Origin of the sequence: Exiguobacterium sp. SH0S7, from assembly GCF_004337195.1 — a bacterium.
GTDB classification, from domain to species: domain Bacteria; phylum Bacillota; class Bacilli; order Exiguobacteriales; family Exiguobacteriaceae; genus Exiguobacterium; species Exiguobacterium aurantiacum_A.
Genome location: NZ_SJVA01000003.1, coordinates 155,162 through 177,118 on the forward strand (window position 1 = coordinate 155,162; position 21,957 = coordinate 177,118).

General features: G+C 55.5%; 20 protein-coding genes. 18 read left to right on the forward strand and 2 right to left on the reverse strand.

Going from position 1 to position 21,957, the window contains the following annotated elements; all coding sequences use genetic code 11:
• Positions 1-86: 86 nt before the first annotated feature.
• Together EVJ22_RS07560 and EVJ22_RS07565 are read right to left on the reverse strand one after the other, a co-directional pair.
• Positions 87-1,538, reverse strand: coding sequence for a 6-phospho-beta-glucosidase (locus EVJ22_RS07560; RefSeq protein WP_131443608.1), 1,452 nt, complete (start codon positions 1,536-1,538; stop codon positions 87-89).
• A gap of 36 nt (positions 1,539-1,574) precedes the next feature.
• Positions 1,575-3,482, reverse strand: coding sequence for a beta-glucoside-specific PTS transporter subunit IIABC (locus EVJ22_RS07565; RefSeq protein ID WP_131443609.1), 1,908 nt, complete (start codon positions 3,480-3,482; stop codon positions 1,575-1,577).
• A gap of 356 nt (positions 3,483-3,838) precedes the next feature.
• On the opposite strand from EVJ22_RS07565, the gene EVJ22_RS07570 reads away from it, so the two are divergent.
• From EVJ22_RS07570 to rfbB, 18 genes are all read left to right on the forward strand, one after another.
• Entirely contained in the window at positions 3,839-4,294 is a 456-nt protein-coding gene (locus EVJ22_RS07570; protein ID WP_071398231.1) for a hypothetical protein, read from the forward strand.
• Between the two features lie 207 nt (positions 4,295-4,501).
• A complete protein-coding gene (locus EVJ22_RS07575; protein ID WP_131443610.1) occupies positions 4,502-5,260 on the forward strand; it encodes a YveK family protein in 759 nt (252 codons plus the stop codon).
• A complete protein-coding gene (locus EVJ22_RS07580; RefSeq protein WP_071398229.1) occupies positions 5,226-5,921 on the forward strand; it encodes a CpsD/CapB family tyrosine-protein kinase in 696 nt (231 codons plus the stop codon). The genes EVJ22_RS07575 and EVJ22_RS07580 overlap by 35 nt, the downstream gene beginning before the upstream one ends.
• 10 nt (positions 5,922-5,931) lie before the next feature.
• The gene (locus tag EVJ22_RS07585; protein ID WP_199749320.1) at positions 5,932-7,149 is read left to right on the forward strand and encodes a glycosyltransferase; all 1,218 of its coding nucleotides are present in this window, start codon (positions 5,932-5,934) and stop codon (positions 7,147-7,149) included.
• Positions 7,146-8,072 carry a glycosyltransferase family 2 protein gene (locus EVJ22_RS07590; RefSeq protein ID WP_071398227.1) on the forward strand — a complete coding sequence of 309 codons (927 nt, stop codon included), beginning with the start codon at positions 7,146-7,148 and terminating at the stop codon, positions 8,070-8,072. Before EVJ22_RS07585 ends, EVJ22_RS07590 begins: the two co-directional genes overlap by 4 nt.
• Before the next feature lie 15 nt (positions 8,073-8,087).
• Positions 8,088-9,137, forward strand: a complete 1,050-nt coding sequence (locus EVJ22_RS07595) for an EpsG family protein (RefSeq protein ID WP_131443612.1) — start codon at positions 8,088-8,090, stop codon at positions 9,135-9,137.
• 19 nt (positions 9,138-9,156) lie between these two features.
• A complete protein-coding gene (locus EVJ22_RS07600) occupies positions 9,157-10,719 on the forward strand; it encodes an oligosaccharide flippase family protein (RefSeq protein WP_131443613.1) in 1,563 nt (520 codons plus the stop codon).
• 11 nt (positions 10,720-10,730) lie between these two features.
• Complete coding sequence (wecB, locus tag EVJ22_RS07605) at positions 10,731-11,882, forward strand: non-hydrolyzing UDP-N-acetylglucosamine 2-epimerase (RefSeq protein ID WP_071398224.1); 1,152 nt, start codon at positions 10,731-10,733, stop codon at positions 11,880-11,882.
• Between the two features lie 3 nt (positions 11,883-11,885).
• Positions 11,886-12,527, forward strand: coding sequence for a sugar transferase (locus tag EVJ22_RS07610; RefSeq protein ID WP_071398223.1), 642 nt, complete (start codon positions 11,886-11,888; stop codon positions 12,525-12,527).
• Positions 12,528-12,635: 108 nt separating this feature from the next.
• Positions 12,636-13,679, forward strand: coding sequence for a polysaccharide biosynthesis protein (locus tag EVJ22_RS07615; protein WP_071398222.1), 1,044 nt, complete (start codon positions 12,636-12,638; stop codon positions 13,677-13,679).
• A 10-nt stretch (positions 13,680-13,689) separates the two neighbouring features.
• Positions 13,690-14,820 (forward strand): glycosyltransferase family 4 protein, encoded by a 1,131-nt coding sequence (locus EVJ22_RS07620; protein WP_071398221.1) that lies wholly within the window; start codon positions 13,690-13,692, stop codon positions 14,818-14,820.
• A gap of 20 nt (positions 14,821-14,840) precedes the next feature.
• On the forward strand, positions 14,841-16,100 hold the full coding sequence (locus EVJ22_RS07625) for an ATP-grasp domain-containing protein (protein ID WP_131443614.1): 1,260 nt from the start codon (positions 14,841-14,843) through the stop codon (positions 16,098-16,100).
• Complete coding sequence (locus tag EVJ22_RS07630) at positions 16,064-17,179, forward strand: polysaccharide biosynthesis C-terminal domain-containing protein (RefSeq protein WP_131443615.1); 1,116 nt, start codon at positions 16,064-16,066, stop codon at positions 17,177-17,179. Before EVJ22_RS07625 ends, EVJ22_RS07630 begins: the two co-directional genes overlap by 37 nt.
• A gap of 12 nt (positions 17,180-17,191) precedes the next feature.
• Positions 17,192-18,172 (forward strand): glycosyltransferase family 2 protein, encoded by a 981-nt coding sequence (locus tag EVJ22_RS07635; RefSeq protein ID WP_071398218.1) that lies wholly within the window; start codon positions 17,192-17,194, stop codon positions 18,170-18,172.
• A gap of 14 nt (positions 18,173-18,186) precedes the next feature.
• Positions 18,187-18,885 carry a WbqC family protein gene (locus EVJ22_RS07640; protein WP_233589646.1) on the forward strand — a complete coding sequence of 233 codons (699 nt, stop codon included), beginning with the start codon at positions 18,187-18,189 and terminating at the stop codon, positions 18,883-18,885.
• 23 nt (positions 18,886-18,908) lie between these two features.
• A complete protein-coding gene (locus EVJ22_RS07645; RefSeq protein WP_131443616.1) occupies positions 18,909-20,030 on the forward strand; it encodes a DegT/DnrJ/EryC1/StrS family aminotransferase in 1,122 nt (373 codons plus the stop codon).
• Positions 20,027-21,001: a glucose-1-phosphate thymidylyltransferase RfbA gene (rfbA, locus tag EVJ22_RS07650; protein WP_071398215.1), complete on the forward strand. Its 975-nt coding sequence runs from the start codon at positions 20,027-20,029 to the stop codon at positions 20,999-21,001. Before EVJ22_RS07645 ends, rfbA begins: the two co-directional genes overlap by 4 nt.
• Positions 20,904-21,953, forward strand: a complete 1,050-nt coding sequence (gene rfbB, locus EVJ22_RS07655; RefSeq protein ID WP_131443617.1) for a dTDP-glucose 4,6-dehydratase — start codon at positions 20,904-20,906, stop codon at positions 21,951-21,953. Before rfbA ends, rfbB begins: the two co-directional genes overlap by 98 nt.
• Positions 21,954-21,957 lie beyond the last annotated feature (4 nt).

The window sequence follows — 21,957 nt, forward strand, 5'->3', positions numbered from 1 at the left end:
AAAATATTTTTATGCAAGCGTTTACGGTAAAAATCTTTTGACAAAAAAGTCGAACCGATCACTGGGACCGGTTCGACTGTTGGTGCTTATGTGGTTTGGGCAGAGGACGTCAGATTGGTCCCATTCGTCGCGATGACTTGTTTGTACCAATCAAAACTCTTCTTCTTCGAGCGGGTGAGCGACCCGTTTCCTTCATTATCTTTGTCGACATAGATGAAGCCGTAGCGTTTCTTCATCTCGCCGGTGGAGGCGCTGACCAAGTCGATTGGCCCCCAGCTCGTGTAGCCGAGAATCTCGACGCCGTCCTTGATGGCCTCGTGCATCTGCTCGATATGTTTCGCCATATAGTCGATGCGGTAATCGTCTTCGACGTAGCCGTTCGAATCTGGCGTATCGACGGCCCCGAGTCCGTTCTCGACAACGAACAGTGGCTTTTGATAGCGGTCGTACAACTGGTTCGCTGTGATGCGGAAGCCGGTCGGGTCGATTGTCCAGCCCCATTCCGACTTCTTGAGGAACGGGTTCTCGAGCGAGCTGAAGATGTTCCCTTCGGTCGACTTGTTGATCTCGGGGTCGGTGCTCGTCGTCCGGCTCGCGTAATAGCTGAAGCCGATATAGTCGACCGTGTATTGTTTCAACAGCTCGAGGTCGCCGTCTTCCATCTCGAGCGTGATGTCGTGCTCGTCGAGATAACGCTTCGCGTAGCCCGGGTACTCGCCACGCGACTGCACGTCGATGAAGAAGAACGATTCACGGTCCTTGTCCATCGCGTCCAAGACATCATCGGGGTTACATGAATAGGCGTACGTCTGACCAGCCGCGAGCATGCAGCCGACCTGCATATCCGAATTGATGGCGTGTGCCGCCTTGACCGCTTTTGCGCTCGCGACGAGCTGATGGTGCGCCGCCTGGTATTTTACTTGCTGCTTGTCTTCGTTGTCCGCGAACACGAGCCCGGCACCGATGAACGGTAGGTGCAACAGCATATTGATTTCGTTGAACGTCATCCAATACTTCACTTTGCCGTTATAGCGGGTGAAAACGGTCGTCGCGTACGTCTCGAAGAAGTCGACGACGCGGCGGTCGCGCCAACTGCCGTAATTTTTGATCAGGCTGACCGGCACGTCGAAGTGGGCGAGCGTGACGACCGGTTCGATGCCATGTTTTAATAGTTCATCGAATACATCGTCGTAAAACTTCAGTCCTGCTTCATTCGGTTCCGCGTCGTCGCCGTTCGGGAAGATCCGCGTCCACGAGATCGACAGGCGGAGCGCCTTGAAACCCATTTCAGCGAACAGGGCGATGTCTTCTTTATAGCGGTGATAGAAGTCGATCGCCTCGTGCGACGGGTAGAATTCACCTGGCACCGGCTCGAGCGACGGTAAGTCACCGAACATGACGTCGAACCGTTTTTTTCCGGTCGGCAACAAATCGACCGTCGTCAGCCCTTTCCCGCCCTCTAAATAAGCACCTTCTGCTTGGTTCGCGGCGATTGCGCCGCCCCATAAAAATCCGTTTGGAAAACTCATCAAATCCATCCTTTCTATGATCGGGAGGGATTGTCCCTCCCGTCGTTATTCGTTGATGACAAAGATTGGTTCGCCCGCGAGGACACGTGTCGCCTGGATCGGAGCAATCTTCTGCCGGTTTGTGACGATGACAGGTGTTGTGAGAGCACGACCTGAGCGTTTGATAGCCTCAATGTCGAACTCGATTAACAGCTGACCCTTCTCGACGAACTCGCCTTGCGTGACGTGTGCTTTGAAATGTTTGCCTTCCAATTGTACCGTATCCATGCCGATATGGATGAGCACCTCGGCACCAGTCTCGGTCGTGATGCCGATGGCGTGGTGGGTTGGGAACAGTGCCGACACCGTGCCCGAGACTGGTGCGACGAGCCGGCCTTCCGTCGGTTCGATGGCGATGCCTTGACCGAGTGAGCCCGATGAGAAGGCGGCGTCCGAGATGGACGAGAGTTTCACGACATTCCCAGCGAGTGGACTAAGGATCTGTTCTTGCCCGACTTTTGTCGCTGACACTTCTTCTGCGACGGGTGTGACTTCTGGTTGTGGCGTCGCGGCGACCGCTTGATTGACGCCACCGAACAAGTACGTCAAGACGAAACCGACGACGAAGGCGACGGCCGTCCCGATGAGTGAGCCGTAGAAGCCGGAAGTGATGCCTTCTGGTGAGATGTTCGACGGGTAGCCGAACACGCCGAGTCCGCCGATGATATACACTTGCGTGCCCATGACACCCATGATGGCACCACCGATACCACCACCGATACAGCTCATGATGAACGGTTTTTTGAGCGGGAGCGTGACCCCGTAGATGGCTGGCTCGGTTACCCCGAAGATGCCTGAGATGAACGCCGGGATACTGAGCGTCTTGATTTTTTGATTTTTAATTTTGAGGAAGACGGCGAGTACGGCACCGATTTGCGCGAACGAGGCTGCGAAGACGAGTGCGAGTACCGGGTCAGCACCGAGTGACGTCAAGTTGTTAATGGCAACTGGGATGAGACCCCAGTGGAGGCCGAAGATGACGAACACTTGCCAGAAGCCGCCGAGGAAGAGGCCGGCGACGAGAGGACTCAAGTTGTAGACGGCGACCGTCGCGCTACCGAGCAACGTGCCGGCCCATGTCGCGATTGGCCCGATCAAGATGAACGTGAGTGGGACGATGACGAGAAGCGTCAAAAGTGGGACGATGAACATTTTGATGACGTCCGGGATGACAGTCTTCAAGAACTTCTCGAGCTTCGCTGCGAAGAACGCCGCGATGATGATCGGAATGACCGATGTCGAGTACGTCATCAAGATGACCGGGACACCGAGGAACGTGATGTGGATCGGTGATTCAAACATCGTGCCGGCGAAGACGGTGTAGAGCGGATCACCGGCCGTGAGCGTCGACAGCGTCGGATAGACGAGCGCCGCCCCGATAGCCATCCCGATAAACGGACTGCCGCCGAACTTCTTGATGGCCGTATAGCCGAGGAAGATCGGGAAGAAGTAGAATAGCGAGTCACCGATGGCGTTCAACAGCTGATACGTGCCGGATGTCGCGTCGAGCCAACCGAGAGCGACGAAGAGGGCGTTGAACCCTTTGATCATCCCGGTCGCGGCCAAGACGCCGAGGACAGGGGTGAAGATGCTAGAGATAATGTCGATGAAGCGGCTGAACAGTGACCCTTTCGGTCCTTCCTCTTCTTCAATAGGCGACTGGTTTTGGAAGCCGCCGACTTCGACGACTGCCTTATAGACGTCCGGGACGTGGTTGCCGATGACAACCTGGTACTGGCCGCCACTCTTCATGACAGTGACGACATCATCCATGCTTTTGAGCGCTTCGGTATTAGCTTTGCTTTCGTCTTTCAATTTAAAACGCAATCGGGTAATACAGTGGACAACGCTGTTGACGTTTTCTTTGCCGCCGACGTGCTTGATAATGTCGCGTGCGAGCTGTTCGTACTTCATGTCCATTCCCATCCTTTACGTTGAATTTGGTTTGTTCAAATAAAAAACCTGACCCGTGTCAGATGGGATACGTAACGAGACGTATACCGATCTGACGCGAGTCAGGTTATGCCCACTAAAGGTAACATTCCTGCGCAGGGAACCATTCAGTTGTTATTTGATACTTGAAATGTAGCACGTGTCAAAACGAAATGTCAACGCTTACATTTACAAATATTCAGATTTATTTTATTGGTCACAAATGGGGATCAAAGGACGGAATTCGGTGTTTATATAGTGTTCATTGTTTCGTTATGAAACCAAAATGCGGATCACTTCGTATATGGATGAACGACTAAATAAAGGAGCGCTGACCTATGAGACGCGAACAACATATCCGTCGCCTCGTCGACTACGCACGGCAAGGCAAAGCAAAAGCGATTATGATCGGAGCCGGTTCCATCTTCCTGACGAGCACGTTCCTGCGAACGGTCGACCTCTCACAACCGCTCCTCATCGGACTCGGGTTTCTCGGCGTCGTCCCGTTGCTCGTGCGTGAATGGAAACTCGGGACAATCCGGAGTACATTCAACGATGACGCGACGTATCAACGGCTCATCCGTTTCCCGTTTTGGCTGACGCTGTTTGGCCTCCTTGTCTTGTACGCGTTGCTTGGGTGGTTTGAAACCGGCTCACCGGGGACGTCGTTCTTTCTAGCGCTCGGTGTCCTGTTGCTTGGCATGTTCCTGCTCCAACGCACCTTCGACCGCATCATCTTAAAACTCGAACCCGACTACATCACCGACCGTGAACTGCATCGCGAACTGAACTGACCGACCGTCTCCTCGCGAGGCGGTCTTTTTTTAGGTCCAAGTTCCTAAAAAGACAAAGAACGAAACGGAACGGCAACATGACATGATGTTGCGAAAAAATGATAAATGATTCCCTCCGATTGTCAAGATGAACAGGGAAAGAACGTATTACGGTAGGCTCATGCCTTATTTCTGTCGTCCATTCTGTCTGTAGGGAGGGGAACATTTATGAATCAGCAAACGACGATCGTCGGTGATCTAGTCGAGGTACTTAAGAAAAGCAAATGGCTGCTCGTCCCGTTCATCCTGCTTGGCGGGCTCGCTGCTTATTATGTGAGCACGACGTTCATCCAACCGACGTACGAGGCCTCGACGCAAGTGCTCTTAGTGACCGAACAAGAAGGCGACCGCGTCGACAGCTCGGAAGTGCTCTCGTCGCTCTCGCTCGTCAATACGTATCGGGTCATCATGAAGAGCCCGGCCATCTTGAACGAAGTGAAAGAACGCGTCCCGAACGCGCCAGACCCGATCAGTGACGCGCTCACGGTCGAGAGCGAGGAAGAGTCGCAAGTCATCAACGTCGTCATCACCCATACGGACGCGGCGGCGGCGGCGGAGACGGCGAACGTCATCAGCGAAGTGTTTGCGGACGAGATCCCAGACTTGATGAGCATCGACAACGTCCGCATCTTGTCGCCGGCTGAAGTGCCGCTCACCCCGATCTCACCGAACGTCCTCGTCAATACACTGATCGGTATGTTCGTCGGCTTGTTCGTCGGCGGGCTGATCGGTCTCTTGCGCCATGTGTTCGACAAACGGATTCAAAACGAACAAGAGGCGGAACGGCTCCTAGACCTTCCCGTCATTGGGTCGGTGCCGGTCATCGAACGGCGTGACATGAAATCGAAAAAAATAAAAACGAACACCCCTAAAGGGAAAGGAGAGGTCCCTCATGTTCCTGAGAAAAAAGAACGACAATCTTCCTGATTACGGGCAGCGTGATTTGATCACGCTCGCCAACCCGAAGTCGCCGATCTCGGAGCAGTATCGGACGATCCGGACGAACCTCGAGTTCACGTCGATCGGTCAGAAGCTACAGATGATCAACGTCACATCGGCCTCGACCGGGGAAGGGAAGTCGACGACCGCGGCGAACCTTGCCGTCGTCTATGCGCAGCTCGGAAAGCGTGTCCTCCTCATCGACTGCGACCTTCGTAAACCGACGGCGCAGTTCACGTTCAACCTCTCGTCCCAAGCCGGGCTATCGACGATTCTCGTCGGACGGATCTTGCTCGAGCGGGCCATTCAAAAGACGGGCGTCGAGCGGTTGTCGCTCCTCACCGCAGGACCGATCCCGCCGAATCCGACCGAGCTCATTGCTTCTAACCAGATGGTCGAACTGCTCGACGAGGTGCGCCGGCAATACGATATCGTCATTCTCGACGCACCGCCGATGATGCAAGTGGCGGACGCCCGTCTGCTCGCAAAAATCGCTGACGGCACGATTCTTGTCATCGGCTGCGAGAATTCGGAGCGCCAACTCGTCGTGAAAGCGAAAGAACAACTCGAGCGGACCGGGACGCATATGCTCGGCCTCGTCTTGAACAAGCGGAAGAGCAGACGGCATAAGTATTACGCGTACGAGTGAGGTGGCGACGATGAAAATTCTCCATATTAACGCGATCAACGACGTGAAGAGCACTGGACGAATCTGTAAAGAACTCGCATCTGTCCATCACGACTGCGGACACGAGACACGTGTCGCCCATTCGACGGGACCGGTCACCGAGGCGAGTTACGTCATCGGCGATCCCGTAGACGTGAAGCTGCACGCGCTGCATGCCCGTCTCACCGGACGGCAAGGCTACGCCTCACGATTTGCGACGGAGAATTTGGTCCGTGACATCGAACGCTTCGCTCCGGACGTCGTCCATCTCCATAACTTGCATGCCAACTACGTTCATCTCAGGACGTTGTTCGAATACTTGGCCGCACGCGACATCCCGACCGTATTGACGCTCCACGACTGCTGGTTCTTCACCGGCAAATGCACGCATTACACGACGGTCGGATGCAACAAGTGGCAACACGGCTGCGGCGACTGCCCGCAACTTCGGGACGATATCCCGAGCTGGCTGTTCGACCGGACGAGTGAGATGCTCGACGACAAACGTCGCTGGTTGACGGCGATCCCGCGTCTCGCCGTCGTCGGGGTCTCCGACTGGATCACGACCGAGGCGCGCTTTTCGTTCCTCCAACACGCTACCGTATTGCGGAGGATCCATAATTGGGTCGACCTCGACGTGTTTCGTCCGGTCGACGCGACAGAGCTCCGGGCACGGCTTCAGTTGGCCGATAAGATGGTGCTGCTCGGTGTCGCGAGCACGTGGAGTGAGGCGAAAGGGCTCGGTGCCTTCCTCGACCTCGCGGCGGCACGTCCAAATGACGCATTTCTCTTGATCGGTCGGCTTGGCGCCACCGAGCTCCCGGCCAACGTCATCCACGTCAACGAGATGAACGACGCCCGTGAGCTCGCCCGCTACTACGCGCTCGCCGACGTGTTCCTCAACTTGTCGGAACAGGAGTCGTTCGGCAACGTCACGGTCGAGGCGATGGCGTGCGGGACGCCGGTGCTCGTCTTGGACGCGACCGCGAGCCCGGAACTCGTCACCGATGACACGGGTGTCGTCGTCGCGACACGGGGACTCACCGATTTGAATTACGGGATCGAGCGCATCTTTGCCCGTGGCAAACGGTCGTACAAAGACGCGTGCGTCACCCATGCCCGGACAAACTTTGCGCTCCGTGACCGCGCCATCGACTACTTGGACGTCTATGCGACGCTCCGACACGAGAAAGTGAGGAATATCCTATGAAACCACTCGTCTCGATCGTCATCCCGGTGTATAACGGGAGCAACTATTTGGCTGAATGTATCAACAGCGCCCTGGCCCAGACGTATACGCACATCGAAGTCATCGTCGTCAATGACGGTTCGACCGACGGAGGAAAGACGGCGGATATCGCCACGAGTTACGGCGACCGGATCCGTTACATCGAGCAAGTGAACGGCGGCGTCTCGAGCGCGCTCAACCGTGGGATCGACGAGATGCGTGGCGACTACTTCTCTTGGCTCAGCCATGACGACTTGTACGCCCCGCGGAAGATCGAGGCGCAGCTCGAGACGATCGAGCGGGAAAGGCTCGACCCGTCGCGGACGATCCTCGTCACCGGCACCCGCTTCATCGACGAACACGGTGCCCTGATCCGGCGTTACCAGCGCAAGTTCACCGGGCTGTATCGAGCGGGTGAGATGTTCCGCCACTTGATGTTGACGTCGAGCCTGAACGGTTGTGCGCTCTTGATCCCGCGCGAGGCGTTCGCAACGCGTCGATTCTCGCTTGAAGACCGATTCATCCAAGATTGGATGTGTTGGGTCGAGCTCGCGCTTGACGGGTTTGACTACTACTTGACCGATGAGCCGCTCGTTCTGTCCCGGATTCACGGGGCCCAACAGACGAAAAAGATTGCCCACCGTGCCGAAATCGAATCGGACCGCTATCTCAGCCAGTTACTCCTTGATGTCGAGCGCCGTCCGGACGCGGGTACGCTCATCCCAATCATCTTGCGCCATACGTTCAAAGAAGACGCGGCGGCGGTGCGTGAAGCGTATCTCGCGACCAGGGACGTGCGCGACTATTTCAGTCCGTTCGAACATGGGCGTCTGCGGTTCAACGGACTGTTGATCTCGAACTTGCTGTCGCTCTATCGGGGCGTCACGAACCTCATCTATCGTTAGAAAAGAGGCGACCTCATGACCATCTATCTCGTCAACATCGCACTGCTCGTCCTCTGGGCGATGCTGCTCATGCGTTCTGACACGACTTACAGGCGTGGGTGTTTCGTGACGTTCGCGACCATCCAGTGGATCGTCTTGTCGGGATTTCGTCACATCTCGGTCGGGGACGACACGGCGCAATACGGAGCGCTTTTCCTTGCGACGAAACCGTTGCCGCTAGAAGCGCTGACGCGGGACTTCTTTACCATCGTCTTCACCGAGAGCGAGGACCCGGGCTATTATGTGTTCCAGCGGCTCACCCAGTTCGTCATCTCGGACTATCAACTGTATCTCGTCTTGATCGCTGTCCTCTTTATGGTACCGCTCGGTTACTTCATCTATAAATATTCGAGCGAGCCGCTCATCAGCTTTTTGTTGTTTTCGGTCCTGTTTTATGAATTTTTCGCCGTGACGGGGTTACGTCAGACCGTGGCGACGGCGCTCGTCGTCCTCGTCGGTTATCACTTCGTCCGGGCCCGCAAGCTCCTACTGTTTCTCGTCCTCGTGCTCGTCGCTATGACGATCCATAAGTCGGCGCTCGTGTTCTTGCCGTTTTATTTCTTGGCGAACCGGCAACTGACGAAAGCGTACATTCTCGGCATGCTTGGCTTCATCGTCACCTTGTTCGTGTTTCGGGGTCCGTTCTTTGAGATGTTGGTGACGTTGTCTGGCTACGACACGTATGACTACATGAATGGGGCAGGTGCAATCAACTTCAGCGTCATGCTCCTGTTCGTCCTGTTCGTCGCCTTATGGCGGCGCGACGAGATTTTGGCGAACAATCCGTCGGCGACGCATTACTTTAACGCGTTGTTCCTCGCGGCATGCTTCTTGCCGCTCACGTTCATCAACCCGTCGATGATGCGGCTCGTCCAATACTTCACGCTGTTCTTGATCCTGATGATCCCGGAGATCATCAAGACGTTCGAGCGGCGCGAACGATTGCTCGTCTATTACGCGGCGGTGACGCTTTTAGTCTTGTTGTTCCTGCAGGATGCACCGGTGTATACGTTCTTCTGGCAGTAAGGAAGAGAGGTGGAAACACATGTCGACACGCGTCGAGCCCGATGAGGCCGCGAGCACGCGCAAAATTAAATACGGGGCAGCGATGTCGTATACGCAAATCTTTTTCGGCATCTTGTCCGGATTGATCTATACGCCGTGGATGATCCAGGAGATCGGTCAGGCGAACTACGGGCTCTACATGCTAACGATCTCGCTTATCAGCATGTTCGCGATGGACTTCGGGCTCGACGCGGCCGTATCCCGGTTCATGAGCAAATACATGGCCGAAGGGGACGAGGATAAGGCGGCACGCTTTCTCGGCGTCGCCTATAAACTGTTCATCGTCATCGGCTTCGTCTTGTTCATCATCCTTGCGGTCGTCTATTTCTTCCTCGACTCGGTATACGCGGGGCTGACCGCGGCCGAGCTCGACAAGTTGAAAATCTTGTACGTCGTCGCCGGTCTGTTCATCGTCATGTCATTCCCGGCGAAACCGTTCACAGGCATCCTTGTCTCACATGAGTACTTCTTGTTCTCGAGCGCGCTTCACTTAGCGGAGAAGGTTTTAACCGTCGTCCTCATGGTGACGGCGCTCCTCCTCGGCTACGGGCTGTATGCACTCGTCCTCGTCACCGCGTTCGTCGGCACGCTCGTGCTCATCATCGAATACATCTTTATCCATCGGAAGACGACGGTCCGTGCGAACTTCCGGGAACGCGACAAAGGAATTTATAAAGACATATTCGGTTTCATGACATGGAGCACGGTCACGCTCGTCGCCCAACGCTTCATCCTCAACATCACGCCGAGCCTGCTCGGGATGCTCGCCGGCAGTGCCTCGATCGCCTTGTTCTCGGTCGGGATGGTCATCGAAGGGTACGTCTGGACGATCGCGTCGGCGCTCGGTTTCTTGTTCTTGCCGAAAGTGAGCCGGATGCTCACGCGTGACGACAGGGGAGGAATTGCCGTCTTGTTCGTCCGAATCGGCCGCATCCAGCTCTATATCGTCGGATTGATCATCCTGTCATTCTTCGTCCTCGGAAAAGAGTTCATGAGGCTCTGGGTCGGCGAGGCGTTTCACGATTCGTATTACGTCGCTCTCCTCCTCATCGCCCCGAGCCTCATCACATTGACACAAGATATCGGCAACACGACGCTCATCGCCGAGAACAAAGTGAAGTATCGGGCGTATGGCGCACTCATCGTCGCCTGTATCAGCATCACGTTATCTCCGCTCCTCATACCGATTTACGGGCCGATCGGGGCGGCTGTCGCCATCTGTATCGGCAATGTCGTCGGGCTCGTCTTCTACATGAACTTCGTCTACAGCCGCATCCTCAAACTCGACATCGCCCTGTTTTTCCGGTCCTGCCACGTGAGGATTCTTCCAGCGCTCGCGCTCTATACGGTCATCGGCTGGGGCATCCAACAGCTGTTCCCGGCGTCGAACCTGTTCACCTTCGCCTTGAAAGGGGGCGTGCTCGTCGTCCTCTATGGCATCATCATGTGGTTCCTCGCGTTTGATGACAGCGAGAAAGCACTCGTCCATCAAGTGTTCGCCCAAGTGAAGATCCGCATCCTATCCATTCACCATACTTCTTAGGAGGGAACGTTATGAATCGACTCAAAGTGATGACCATCGTCGGCACGCGCCCAGAAATCATCCGTCTCTCGGCCGTCATCGCCAAGCTCGAGGCGTCGGAGGCGATCGAACATGTCCTCGTCCACACCGGACAAAACTACGACTACGAGTTGAACGAGATCTTTTTCGAAGACTTCGGTCTGCGCACACCGGACTACATCCTCGACGCCTCCGCGGACGGGCCGATGGCGACGATCGGCAACATCTTGATCGCGGTCGATCCGGTGCTTAAAGCGGAACGACCGGACGCGGTGCTCATTCTCGGCGACACGAATAGCTGCCTCGCCGCCATCGCCGTCAAACGACATAAAATCCCGATCTTCCACATGGAGGCAGGGAACCGCTGTTTTGACGAACGGGTGCCGGAAGAGACGAACCGCCGCATCGTCGACCATATCGCGGATATCAATTTGACGTACAGCGACATCGCACGCGAGTATCTTCTGAAAGAAGGGCTCCCGTCCGACCGCGTCATCAAGACGGGCAGTCCGATGTTCGAGGTGCTCACGCGCCAGCGAGATAAAATCGAGCGCTCGGACGTGCTCGACCGACTTGGTCTGACGGCAGGCGGCTACTTCGTCGTCTCCGCGCACCGGGACGAGAATATAAGCGCGGATGAGAACTTCTTCGATCTCGTCGACACGTTGAACGCGATCGCCGAGACGTACGACCTCCCGCTCATCATCAGCACGCATCCACGCACCGCCAACCGGATTCGCGAGACCGGGGTGACGCTGCACCCGAATATTCGAACGCTCAAGCCGCTCGGGTTCAGCGACTACGTCCACTTGCAAAGCCATGCGAAAGCGGTACTCAGCGACAGCGGGACGATCAGCGAGGAGAGTTCGATCCTCGGGCTGAAGGGGTTGAATATCCGCCAAGCACACGAACGGCCCGAAGCGATGGAGGAAGGGGCGGCGATGATGGTCGGCTTGAAACGCGACCGCATCCTCCAGGCGCTCCGCGTGTTAGAGGAGACGGATACGCCGATGCGACTCGTTTCCGACTACGCGATGCCGAACGTGTCCGACAAGGTGCTCCGCATCGTGCTGTCGTACACGGATTATGTGATGCGTGAAGTGTGGAAACAGACTCCAGGGAGTCCGCTCAAGAAGGAGGTGTGAGGGATGCGCTATTTGAATCAAAAGCGGAAACTCGACATCGTCTTGAGTTCGCTCGCACTATTTTTGCTAGCACCGTTGCTCGTGTTGATCGCGATTTTGATCAAACTCGACTCGAAAGGACCGGTCCTGTTCAAACAGCAGCGCGTCGGTCAGGACGAGAAGTTATTTTGGATTTATAAGTTCCGGACGATGCGGGACGACACGCCGAAAGACGTGCCGACCCACATGTTCGCCGACCCGACGAAACACATCACGCCGATCGGTAGCGTCCTAAGGAAGACGAGCCTCGACGAACTCCCGCAACTCGTCAACATTTTAAAAGGCAACATGGCGCTTGTCGGTCCGCGGCCGGCGCTGTGGAATCAGACCGATTTGATCGAGGCGAGACGCGCAGAAGGCGTCTCCCCGGTCAAACCAGGCTTGACCGGGTGGGCGCAAGTGAAAGGACGCGATGAGCTCCCAATCGAGGTGAAGGCGAAGTTTGACGGGGATTACGTCCGGCACATGGGTCACCGTATCGACCTCGTCTGTATCTTGTTGACGGTCCGAAACGTCCTCCTGCGCAAAGGCATCATCGAAGGGCAGGTCGAACCGCCGACCATCCCGTTGAAAGAAAAAGAGATGACACATGTTGCGAAAAAATGATAGGGGTTTCCCTTCTATTACCAATTCATTTCAAATTTGGCGGGTAAAAGACTTCATACACAACCTCCTGACCTCTTAGACAATGCAGATTAGAAAGGAGACTCGATCATGTTTTCGAATAAGACTTTGCTCATCACCGGCGGGACCGGCTCGTTCGGCAACGCCGTCATGGAACGGTTCCTCCATACGGACATTAAAGAAATCCGCATCTTCTCACGCGACGAGAAAAAACAAGAAGACATCCGCAAGCGCTACAACGATGACAAACTAAAATTTTATATCGGTGACGTGCGCGATTCGAATAGCGTCAAGAACGCGATGTACGGCGTCGATTACGTGTTCCACGCCGCGGCGCTCAAACAAGTCCCGTCGTGCGAGTTTTTCCCGATCGAAGCCGTCAAGACGAACATCCTCGGCACCGAGAACGTCTTGAACGCTGCCGTCGACGCCGGTGTCGCGAAAGTGATCTGCCTGTCGACCGACAAGGCGGCCTATCCGATCAACGCGATGGGCATCTCGAAAGCGATGATGGAAAAAGTGTTCGTCGCCAAGGCGCGCGCCGTCGGTCCGGACAAGACGCTCATCTGCGGCACCCGTTACGGAAACGTCATGGCGTCCCGCGGCTCGGTCATCCCGCTCTTCGTCGAACAGATCAAAAACGGGGAACCGCTCACCGTGACCGACCCGCTCATGACCAGGTTCTTGATGAGTCTCAGTGACGCGGTCGAACTCGTCGTGTTCGCCTTCAATTATGCGCACGCGGGCGACATCATGGTCCAAAAGTCACCGGCTTCGACGATTGGTGACCTCGCCGAGGCGCTCAAACAATTGTTCCAAGTCGACAATCCGGTCAAAGTCATCGGCACCCGGCACGGCGAGAAGACGTTCGAGACGCTCATGACACGTGAAGAACACGTCCTCGCTGAAGATATGGGCGGTTTCTTCCGTGTCCCGGCCGATAACCGTGATCTCAACTACGATAAATACTTCAGTGAAGGCAGCAGGGAGCTGACGGTCCAAGGCGAGTACAACTCGAACAACACCGAACAGCTCGGCGTAGAAGACGTGAAACGGCTGTTGTTGACGCTGCCCTACATTCAAGCAGAACTCGCAGCTTGGCACGTGCTGAGCTCGACGAAGCGGATCGGGTGAGGTGAGTCTGATGAAACAACGGCTCGTCTTCATCACGAACATCGCCGCCCCGTATCAAGTCAAGTTCTGCTACGCGCTCCAAGAACATTTCGATACCGAGTTTTGGTTTTATGACCAATTGACTGCCCGGCGTCCCGACTGGTGGAAAGTCCCGCTCGGTGATCGCTGCCGAGTTCTATCCGGTTCACGATTTATTGGGCCACTTAATTACGTCTCCTTTGATGTGTTTAAACAACTCAATCGATTTGAGCCGGATATTATTTTGCTTGGAGGTTTCACACCGCTTCATTCGCTCATCTTGAAGATTGCGAAACGAAAAGGAAGTAAAGTCGTCGTCTTGAGCGAGCCGATTCGGGACGTGTCAAACGAGGATAACGCTTCGGACAAGTTGCTCGAACGAGTCAATGCGAAATGGAAGACACGAATCTTGCATCACATGTTTGCTGGAGCTGACCTCATCTTCGGAATGGGACAAGTCGCACGTGATCAGTTCGTTCGTGAGTTCGGATTTACTGATAAACAAGTCGTCAATGCACCATATCCAATCGATATTGAGGTTTATTTCGACCATCCGCTTCGTGTGAAACGGCGAGGTGACCCGATTCGGATTTTGTTCGGGAACCGGCTCATCGATCGCTACCAACCGCTCGTCGCCCTAGAAGCGTATCGAGCCTTGAAACGAGACTACCCGAACCTGTCGCTCGCATTGAATCGCGATGGACACTTATACGAGGCGTGTCGTGACTACATCAAGGAGCATGACCTCGAAGGTGTGACGTTCTTAGATGACATCGACGCGTGGGACAACATGCATCTCGTCTATCGCGAATCAGATATCCTCGTGCTGCCAGCTACTTATTCCAATGGCAACATCACCATCATTGAAGCGTGTGCCTCGGGTATGGGAACGATCGTCAGTCGACACGTTGACAACGTGTCGCGTCATTTAAAGGAAGGTGAGAACTGTTTCAAATGTGAGCCGACCGCGGAGTCGCTCGAGGCGTCACTCCGGAACTATCTAGAAGTACCGGAACTTCTTGAAATACATGGAGCCCTTTCAAAACAAAACGTCGAGCATCGACGAAATTCTAGTACTGCTTTAACGTATCGGGATTTAATCGCACAAGCTAATCTCATCTGACAACAAAGGAGATTAACAACATGATGAAGCTCATGTTACTCGGAGGAGCCATGCACCAAACGCCAGTTATTTTGAAAGCGAAAGAGAAAGGAATCTTCACGATCCTGTGTGATTACTTGCCGGACAATCCGGGGCGTCACGTCGCTGATCGCTATTATTGCGTCAGCACACTCGACCGGGATCGCGTGCTCGAATTGGCACAGGAAGAGAAAATCGATGGGATTCTCGCCTACGCGTCCGACCCGGCCGCTCGGACCGCGGCTTATGTCGGTGAAGCGCTCGGACTCGTCACGAACCCGTTTCAGACGGTCGAGACGTTGACGAATAAAGCCAAATTCCGTGCCTTCTTGAAAGCGAACGGCTTCCCGACGCCTGAGGCATACGCTTTCACCGAATTCGAGACGGCCGTTTCAGCACTGTCGACGATGCGTGGGACGTACGTCGTCAAACCAACCGACTCGTCGGGCAGTAAAGGAATTAGCCGTATCACCTCGTCGGATACGCCCAGGAAGATTCGCGAGAAGCTAGCCGCAGCCTTCGAGATGTCACCGGGCGGAGAGATCGTCGTCGAGCAGTTCATCAAACGTGATGGCTATCAAGTCGCAGGAGACGGGTTTGTGATCGATGGAAAACTCGTTTTTCGGTGCTTTGGGAATGGTCACTTCAATGATAAAGGGATCAATCCATACGCACCGATTGCTGCGAGCTTTCCAAGCGTTCATTCGGAGGAAATCCAAAAACGTGTCCATGAAACACTTCAGCGTATGATCACAGCAGTCAAATTTCAGAATGGGGCACTCAATTTTGATATTCTCGTTTCTGATCGAAAAATATATTTGATTGATATCGGCCCCCGTAACGGCGGCAACTATATCCCGCAGATCATCGAACAGGCGACCGGCGTCGACATGGTGAGCGCGACGATCGACCTCGCGCTCGGACGCCCGGTCGAATTGGAAATGAAACGTGTCACGACGCCGTCGAGTTACTTCATTCTCGGCAGTCAGATCCCAGGCCGTTTTATCGGACTCACGTTCGCATCCCAAGGGTACACAATCGTCAAATCGAATTTGGCCTACGCGATCGGTGCGGATATCCCACGCTTCGAAGGGGCGAACAAATCGCTCGGCAGTCTCATCCTTCGGTTTGAAGACGTGCCGACGATGCTCCGCTTGCTCGATCATCCGGACAAATGGGTGACGCTTCACGTCACGCCGGCTATTCAACGGAAGGAGGGATTATCATGGACATCGTCGTCACCGGAGCAAACGGCTTTTTAGGAAAACACCTCACGCACGCACTTGAACAGGACGGGCACAACGTCCTTAAAGTCACGCGGGAGACGCACTTCGCTGAACGCAGCCGGATGCTCCGAGCGGCCGACTTCGTCTTCCATCTCGCCGGCATCAACCGACCGGAAGACCCGCACGAATTCATCACCGGTAACGTCGATTTGACCGAGGTCATCGCGACGGAGCTGTTGTCATACAATCCGGTCCCACTCGTGTTCGCCTCGTCGATCCAGGCGACGCAAGACAACGACTACGGCCGCAGCAAACGTGACGCGGAAAACGTGCTCGTCGTCTACAGTGAACGATCGGAGACGCGGGTCCACTTGTTCCGCTTGCCGAACGTGTTCGGGAAGTGGGGGCGTCCATTTTATAACAGCGCCGTCACGACGTTCTGTCATCAGATCTCGCGCGGCGAGACGGTCACGGTGAACGATCCGGACCGGTTGCTCACACTCGCCCACGTCGATGATGTCGTCGCCTCGTTTCTTGACACGTTGACGACGGACGTCTCGCTCTATCCGACCGTCCCGGCGCATGAAATCTGCCTGCTCGACGTCGTCCGGACGCTCGAGGCGTTCGAGGCGATGCGAGTGGCGCACAGCGTACCGGACTTGTCGGACGCGTTCACAAAACAGCTGTATAGTACGTACACAAGTTACTTACCGAGAGAGCGGATGGTGACTCCGCTCCTGATGCACCGTGACGCGCGCGGCTCGTTCACCGAGTTTTTGAAGACGCCGGACCGGGGGCAAGTGTCGGTCAACGTCGCCAAGCCCGGCGTCAAAAAAGGGGAACATTGGCACGACACGAAGCATGAGCAATTCCTCGTCGTCAGCGGGGAAGGGGTCATCCGGCTCCGCGAGGTCGACGGGACCGAAGTCATGACGTTCCATGTGAGCGGGGAAACGCTCGAAGTCGTCGAGATCCCGCCTGGATACGTCCACAACATCGAGAACGTCGGCACGACCGAACTCGTCACCCTCATGTGGGTGAACGAACCGTTCGACCCGGGCCAGCCCGACACGTACTCAGGCACCGTCGCCCGAACTGAAACTGAAGTGCTGTGAGGAGGAAACGCGATGATCATGGTCAGTATCAACTGCATCACGTATAACCATGAGGCGTATATCGGTCAGGCGATCGAAGGATTCCTCATGCAGGAGACAGACTTTGACTTCGAGATCCTGATTCATGAGGATGCGTCGACGGACCGGACGGCTGAAATCGTCCGGAGTTACGAACGTCTTCATCCCGACAAGATCCGGGTCATCTATCAGACGGAGAACCAGTACTCAAAAGGCGTGTTCATCAACTTGTTGAACGAAGAGCGGGCCCGCGGCAAATACGTCGCCCTCTGTGACGGTGACGACTACTGGACCGACCCGCACAAGCTGCAAAAACAAGTCGACTATATGGAAGCAAATCCCGACTGCACGCTTTGCTTCCACGACGCCTACGTCGAGACGGACGACACGTTGCATACAGATTGGCGCGTCATTCCATGGCTGCCTGAGAACCGGAAGTACGCATCGTCTGAAGCGCGGACGTATAACGCCGGTGAGCTGCAACTGCTCGGGTTCATCCCGACGATGTCGATGATGTATCCGAACGGGCTGATCGTGAACGGACCCGACTGGCTGAGCGATACGCCGGCGAGTGACGGATCGATGAAACTGTACGTCGCGAGTCATGGCTACGCCTACTATATGCCGGAAGTAATGAGCGTCTATCGGTTCGGCGTCAAAGGTTCGGCGACGACGCTTTGGAACGAAGGGAACCTTGAGCGGGATATCGCGCGTCACGAGGCGTTCATCCGCTTCATTGACACGTTCGATGCGTATTCGAAAGGACAGTACCGTCAAGAGATGGAGGTTTCACGGATCTCGTTCGAGGTCGGGTTACACCGGCTGAGACGAGACTATGCCGCTTTGAAATCACCACGGTACGACCGCTACCTTGACCGCTTCATCGGCAAAGAGCGGATTCGTCCTTATTTGATGGTGCGTCATCCGATTGTCACCGAACTGTTGATTCGGCTTCGGTCGCTACGGGCGACGTAAGGAGGGCGACGAATGTGAAACTGGCGATCATGCAACCTTATTATTTTCCATACCTCGGTTACTTCCAACTCATGGCCGCGGTCGACACGTTCGTCATCCTTGACGATGTCCAGTTCATTAAAGGGGGCTGGATCCATCGCAACACGATCCTGCTCGAGGGTAAAACGAAGCCGATTTTAATGCCGATCGAGCACATGTCCCAACTGCGTTTGATCAACGAGCATGACCGTGTGCTTGATGCGAAGCAGCGGCACTCCCAGTTACGTCTCATCCGTCACGCCTATCAGCGTGCTCCTTACTTTGACGACGTCATGCCGATGGTCGAGCGGATCATGAAAGACGAGGAGCGGAACGTCGCCGCTTACTTAGGGTGTCTCTTGAGTGAGGTGCGTGACTATATCGGACTCGACACATCAATCCTCTATTCGTCTGATCTCACGAACGACAAAGATGCGAAATGTGAGCACCTTGTTTTATCCATCTGTGAACATTTAAATGCGGACCATTACATCAACGCGATCGGGGGCACGTCCTTATACGATAAAGCGATGTTCGCCGAATCCGGGGTCAAGCTCGACTTCATTAAGATGGACCCGGTCACATACCGGCAATTCAATGAACCGTTCACACCGAACTTGTCGATCATCGATGTGCTCATGTTCAATTCGAAACCGAAAGTCCGCGAGTTGCTGAACGCCTACACGCTAGTTTGACTTAACAGAAGGAGAGGGACTAGATGAACTTACCGAAACACGATTTGTCGCCGCCAATCCCCGTGACACGTCCGGCGATGCCTGAGTTCGAGGCGTACGTAGAGATGATCCGGCCGCTCTGGGACAGCCGTTGGCTCAGCAATCGCGGCGAACACGTCCGCGCACTCGAAGAAGAATTGACGGAATTGCTCGGTACAGAGCACGTCTCGCTCCTGACGAACGGACATTTGGCGCTCGAGACGGCAATCGACGTCCTCGGACTCTCGGGCGAGGTCATCACGACACCGTTCACGTTCGCTTCGACGACGCATGCGCTCGTCCGAAAAGGGCTGACGCCGATCTTTTGTGACATCAATCCGCTCGACTATACGCTAGACGTCTCGCAGCTAGAGTCGCTCATCACCGACAAGACGTCGGCCATCCTTCCGGTGCACGTGTACGGCAACGTCTGCCACATCGACGAGATCGACCGCATCGCCAAACGGCACGGGTTGAAAGTGCTGTACGACGCGGCCCATGCGTTCGGGGTCACGTATCAAGGACGGAGCATCGCCACATATGGAGACATGAGCATGTTCAGTTTCCATGCGACGAAAGTATTCCATACGATCGAGGGCGGTGCGCTCGCTTACAATCAAGCGAGTTACCAAGACGCCATCGAACAGGCCGTCAACTTTGGCACCACCGGACCCGAAGCAATCGAATCGGTCGGGGGCAACGCCAAGATGAACGAGTTCCAGGCGGCGATGGGGCGCTGTAACTTGCCGCGCTTCGAGCACGACGTCATGAAACGGCGTGCTATCGTCGAACGCTATGACGAACGGCTCAGGGGAATCCCGACGATTCGCTTGAACCGCCGAGGCACGGACACCGTCTCGAACTACGCCTACTATCCGGTGTTGTTCAAAGGCGACCGGCGCCGCCGCGACGAGATGATGTCTTGGCTCGCCGAGCACGGCATCTTCGCCCGGAAGTACTTTTATCCGCTCGTCACCGATTTTAGTTGTTACGCGTTCGACGCCCGCGTGCCGAACGCGAAGTACGTATCGGATCGGATTTTGACGCTGCCGCTCTACCCGGACATGACGCTCGAGATGGTCGACCGGATTTGTGACGTGATTATTGAAGGAGGGAACCGGACATGAAAGGAATCATTTTAGCAGGCGGTAATGGGACACGGCTCTATCCGATGACGAAAGCCGTCTCGAAACAGTTGCTCCCGATTTACGACAAGCCGCTCATCTACTATCCGATGTCGGTCTTGATGCTCGCTGGGATCCAAGACATTCTGCTCATCTCGACACCGAAAGACATCAATGGCTATGAGCGGTTGTTCGGGGATGGACATCAGCTCGGGTTGTCGATCACGTATAAAGTGCAAGACAAACCGGTCGGTCTCGCCGACGCCTTCATCCTCGGTGCGGACTTTATCGGTGACGACTCGGTCTGCCTCATCCTCGGCGATAACGTCTTTTATGGACAGGATTTGACGCAGTTCTTACGTGACGCGAAACAACGCGAGACGGGGGCGACCGTGTTCGGTTATCCGGTCAAGGACCCACGCGCGTTCGGTGTCGTCGAGTTCGACGATAATCGCCGCGTCATCTCGATCGAAGAGAAACCGGCGCAGCCGAAGTCGAATTATGCCGTGCCTGGTCTCTACTTCTATGACAACCGTGTCGTCGAGTACGCGAGACAAGTACAGCCGTCCCCGCGCGGCGAGCTCGAGATCACCTCGATCAACCAGATGTACCTCGAGGCAGGTGATTTGAACGTCGTCTTGTTCCGACGCGGGATGGCGTGGCTCGATACGGGGACGCCAGAAGGGATGATCAAGGCGTCGGTGTTCGTCCAGACGGTGCAAGAACGGCAAGGTTACTATATCGCCTGTCTCGAGGAGATCGCCTGGCGCCGCGGGTTCATCACGTCAGACGAACTCCGCGATATCGGCCAAACGTTAAAGATGACGGATTACGGGCAGTATATCCTATCACTTCTTGAAGAGGAGCGTGTCGAAGATGAAGACTTTACTCGTAACTGGCGGAGCCGGGTTCATCGGATCAAACTTCATAAAGATGCTTCTGGAAAACGAGCAGTGGCGTATCGTCAACCTTGACGCGCTCACGTACGCCGGTAACCTCGAGACGTTGCAAGACATCGACGACCCGCGTTACGTGTTCGTCAAAGGTGACATCCGGGACCGCGAGACGGTCGAACGCGTGTTTGCGACGTATGACGTGACGCGCGTCATCCACTTCGCGGCCGAGTCGCACGTCGACCGGAGCATCGTCGAACCGGACGTGTTCTTGACGACGAACGTGCTCGGGACACAAGTGCTGTTAGACGCGGCGAAGCGGCACTGGAATTTGCGTCCTGACGATAAACACTCACGTGACTATTCGGAAGGTGTCAAATTCGTCCACGTCTCGACCGACGAGGTGTACGGGACGCTCGGGCCAGACGGGCTCTTCACCGAAACGACCCCGCTCGCCCCGAACAGTCCGTACTCGGCCTCGAAAGCGAGCTCCGACCTCATCGTCCGGGCCTATCACGAGACGTACGGCCTCCCGGTCAATATTACGCGTTGCAGCAACAATTACGGGCCATACCAATTCCCTGAGAAGCTGATCCCGCTCATGATCCAACGTGCCGAGCGCGGGGAGACGCTCCCGGTGTACGGTGACGGACAACAGATCCGTGACTGGCTCCACGTCAAAGACCATTGCGTGGCGATTTGGACGGTCGCTGAGCGGGGACGCGACGGCGACGTGTATAACATCGGTGGCAACAATGAACAGGCGAACGTGACAATCGTCCGCTTGATTTTAGAACTGCTCGGTAAAGATGACGCGCAGATCACATTCGTCACCGACCGGCCCGGGCACGACCGCCGCTACGCGATCGACAACACGAAGATAACGACCGAGCTCGGATGGCGTCCGGCCTACACGTTCGACCAAGGCTTGCGGGAGACGGTCGACTGGTACGTCACGCATCCTGATTGGATCGACCACATCGTTTCCGGGGATTATGCACACTACTACGACAAGATGTACGCGAAAGGGTGACGGG

What these genes read in the sequence shown, in the direction of transcription:
- EVJ22_RS07590 (WP_071398227.1), top strand. Translation starts at nt 7,146, where the DNA reads ATGAAACCACTCGTCTCGATCGTCATCCCGGTGTATAACGGGAGCAAC.
- rfbB (WP_131443617.1), top strand. Translation starts at nt 20,904, where the DNA reads ATGAAGACTTTACTCGTAACTGGCGGAGCCGGGTTCATCGGATCAAAC.
- EVJ22_RS07630 (WP_131443615.1), top strand. Translation starts at nt 16,064, where the DNA reads ATGGACATCGTCGTCACCGGAGCAAACGGCTTTTTAGGAAAACACCTC.
- EVJ22_RS07560 (WP_131443608.1), bottom strand. Translation starts at nt 1,538, where the DNA reads ATGGATTTGATGAGTTTTCCAAACGGATTTTTATGGGGCGGCGCAATC.
- EVJ22_RS07580 (WP_071398229.1), top strand. Translation starts at nt 5,226, where the DNA reads ATGTTCCTGAGAAAAAAGAACGACAATCTTCCTGATTACGGGCAGCGT.
- EVJ22_RS07585 (WP_199749320.1), top strand. Translation starts at nt 5,932, where the DNA reads ATGAAAATTCTCCATATTAACGCGATCAACGACGTGAAGAGCACTGGA.
- rfbA (WP_071398215.1), top strand. Translation starts at nt 20,027, where the DNA reads ATGAAAGGAATCATTTTAGCAGGCGGTAATGGGACACGGCTCTATCCG.
- EVJ22_RS07635 (WP_071398218.1), top strand. Translation starts at nt 17,192, where the DNA reads ATGATCATGGTCAGTATCAACTGCATCACGTATAACCATGAGGCGTAT.
- EVJ22_RS07615 (WP_071398222.1), top strand. Translation starts at nt 12,636, where the DNA reads ATGTTTTCGAATAAGACTTTGCTCATCACCGGCGGGACCGGCTCGTTC.
- EVJ22_RS07620 (WP_071398221.1), top strand. Translation starts at nt 13,690, where the DNA reads ATGAAACAACGGCTCGTCTTCATCACGAACATCGCCGCCCCGTATCAA.
- EVJ22_RS07610 (WP_071398223.1), top strand. Translation starts at nt 11,886, where the DNA reads ATGCGCTATTTGAATCAAAAGCGGAAACTCGACATCGTCTTGAGTTCG.
- EVJ22_RS07625 (WP_131443614.1), top strand. Translation starts at nt 14,841, where the DNA reads ATGATGAAGCTCATGTTACTCGGAGGAGCCATGCACCAAACGCCAGTT.
- wecB (WP_071398224.1), top strand. Translation starts at nt 10,731, where the DNA reads ATGAATCGACTCAAAGTGATGACCATCGTCGGCACGCGCCCAGAAATC.
- EVJ22_RS07565 (WP_131443609.1), bottom strand. Translation starts at nt 3,482, where the DNA reads ATGAAGTACGAACAGCTCGCACGCGACATTATCAAGCACGTCGGCGGC.
- EVJ22_RS07600 (WP_131443613.1), top strand. Translation starts at nt 9,157, where the DNA reads ATGTCGACACGCGTCGAGCCCGATGAGGCCGCGAGCACGCGCAAAATT.
- EVJ22_RS07575 (WP_131443610.1), top strand. Translation starts at nt 4,502, where the DNA reads ATGAATCAGCAAACGACGATCGTCGGTGATCTAGTCGAGGTACTTAAG.
- EVJ22_RS07595 (WP_131443612.1), top strand. Translation starts at nt 8,088, where the DNA reads ATGACCATCTATCTCGTCAACATCGCACTGCTCGTCCTCTGGGCGATG.
- EVJ22_RS07645 (WP_131443616.1), top strand. Translation starts at nt 18,909, where the DNA reads ATGAACTTACCGAAACACGATTTGTCGCCGCCAATCCCCGTGACACGT.
- EVJ22_RS07570 (WP_071398231.1), top strand. Translation starts at nt 3,839, where the DNA reads ATGAGACGCGAACAACATATCCGTCGCCTCGTCGACTACGCACGGCAA.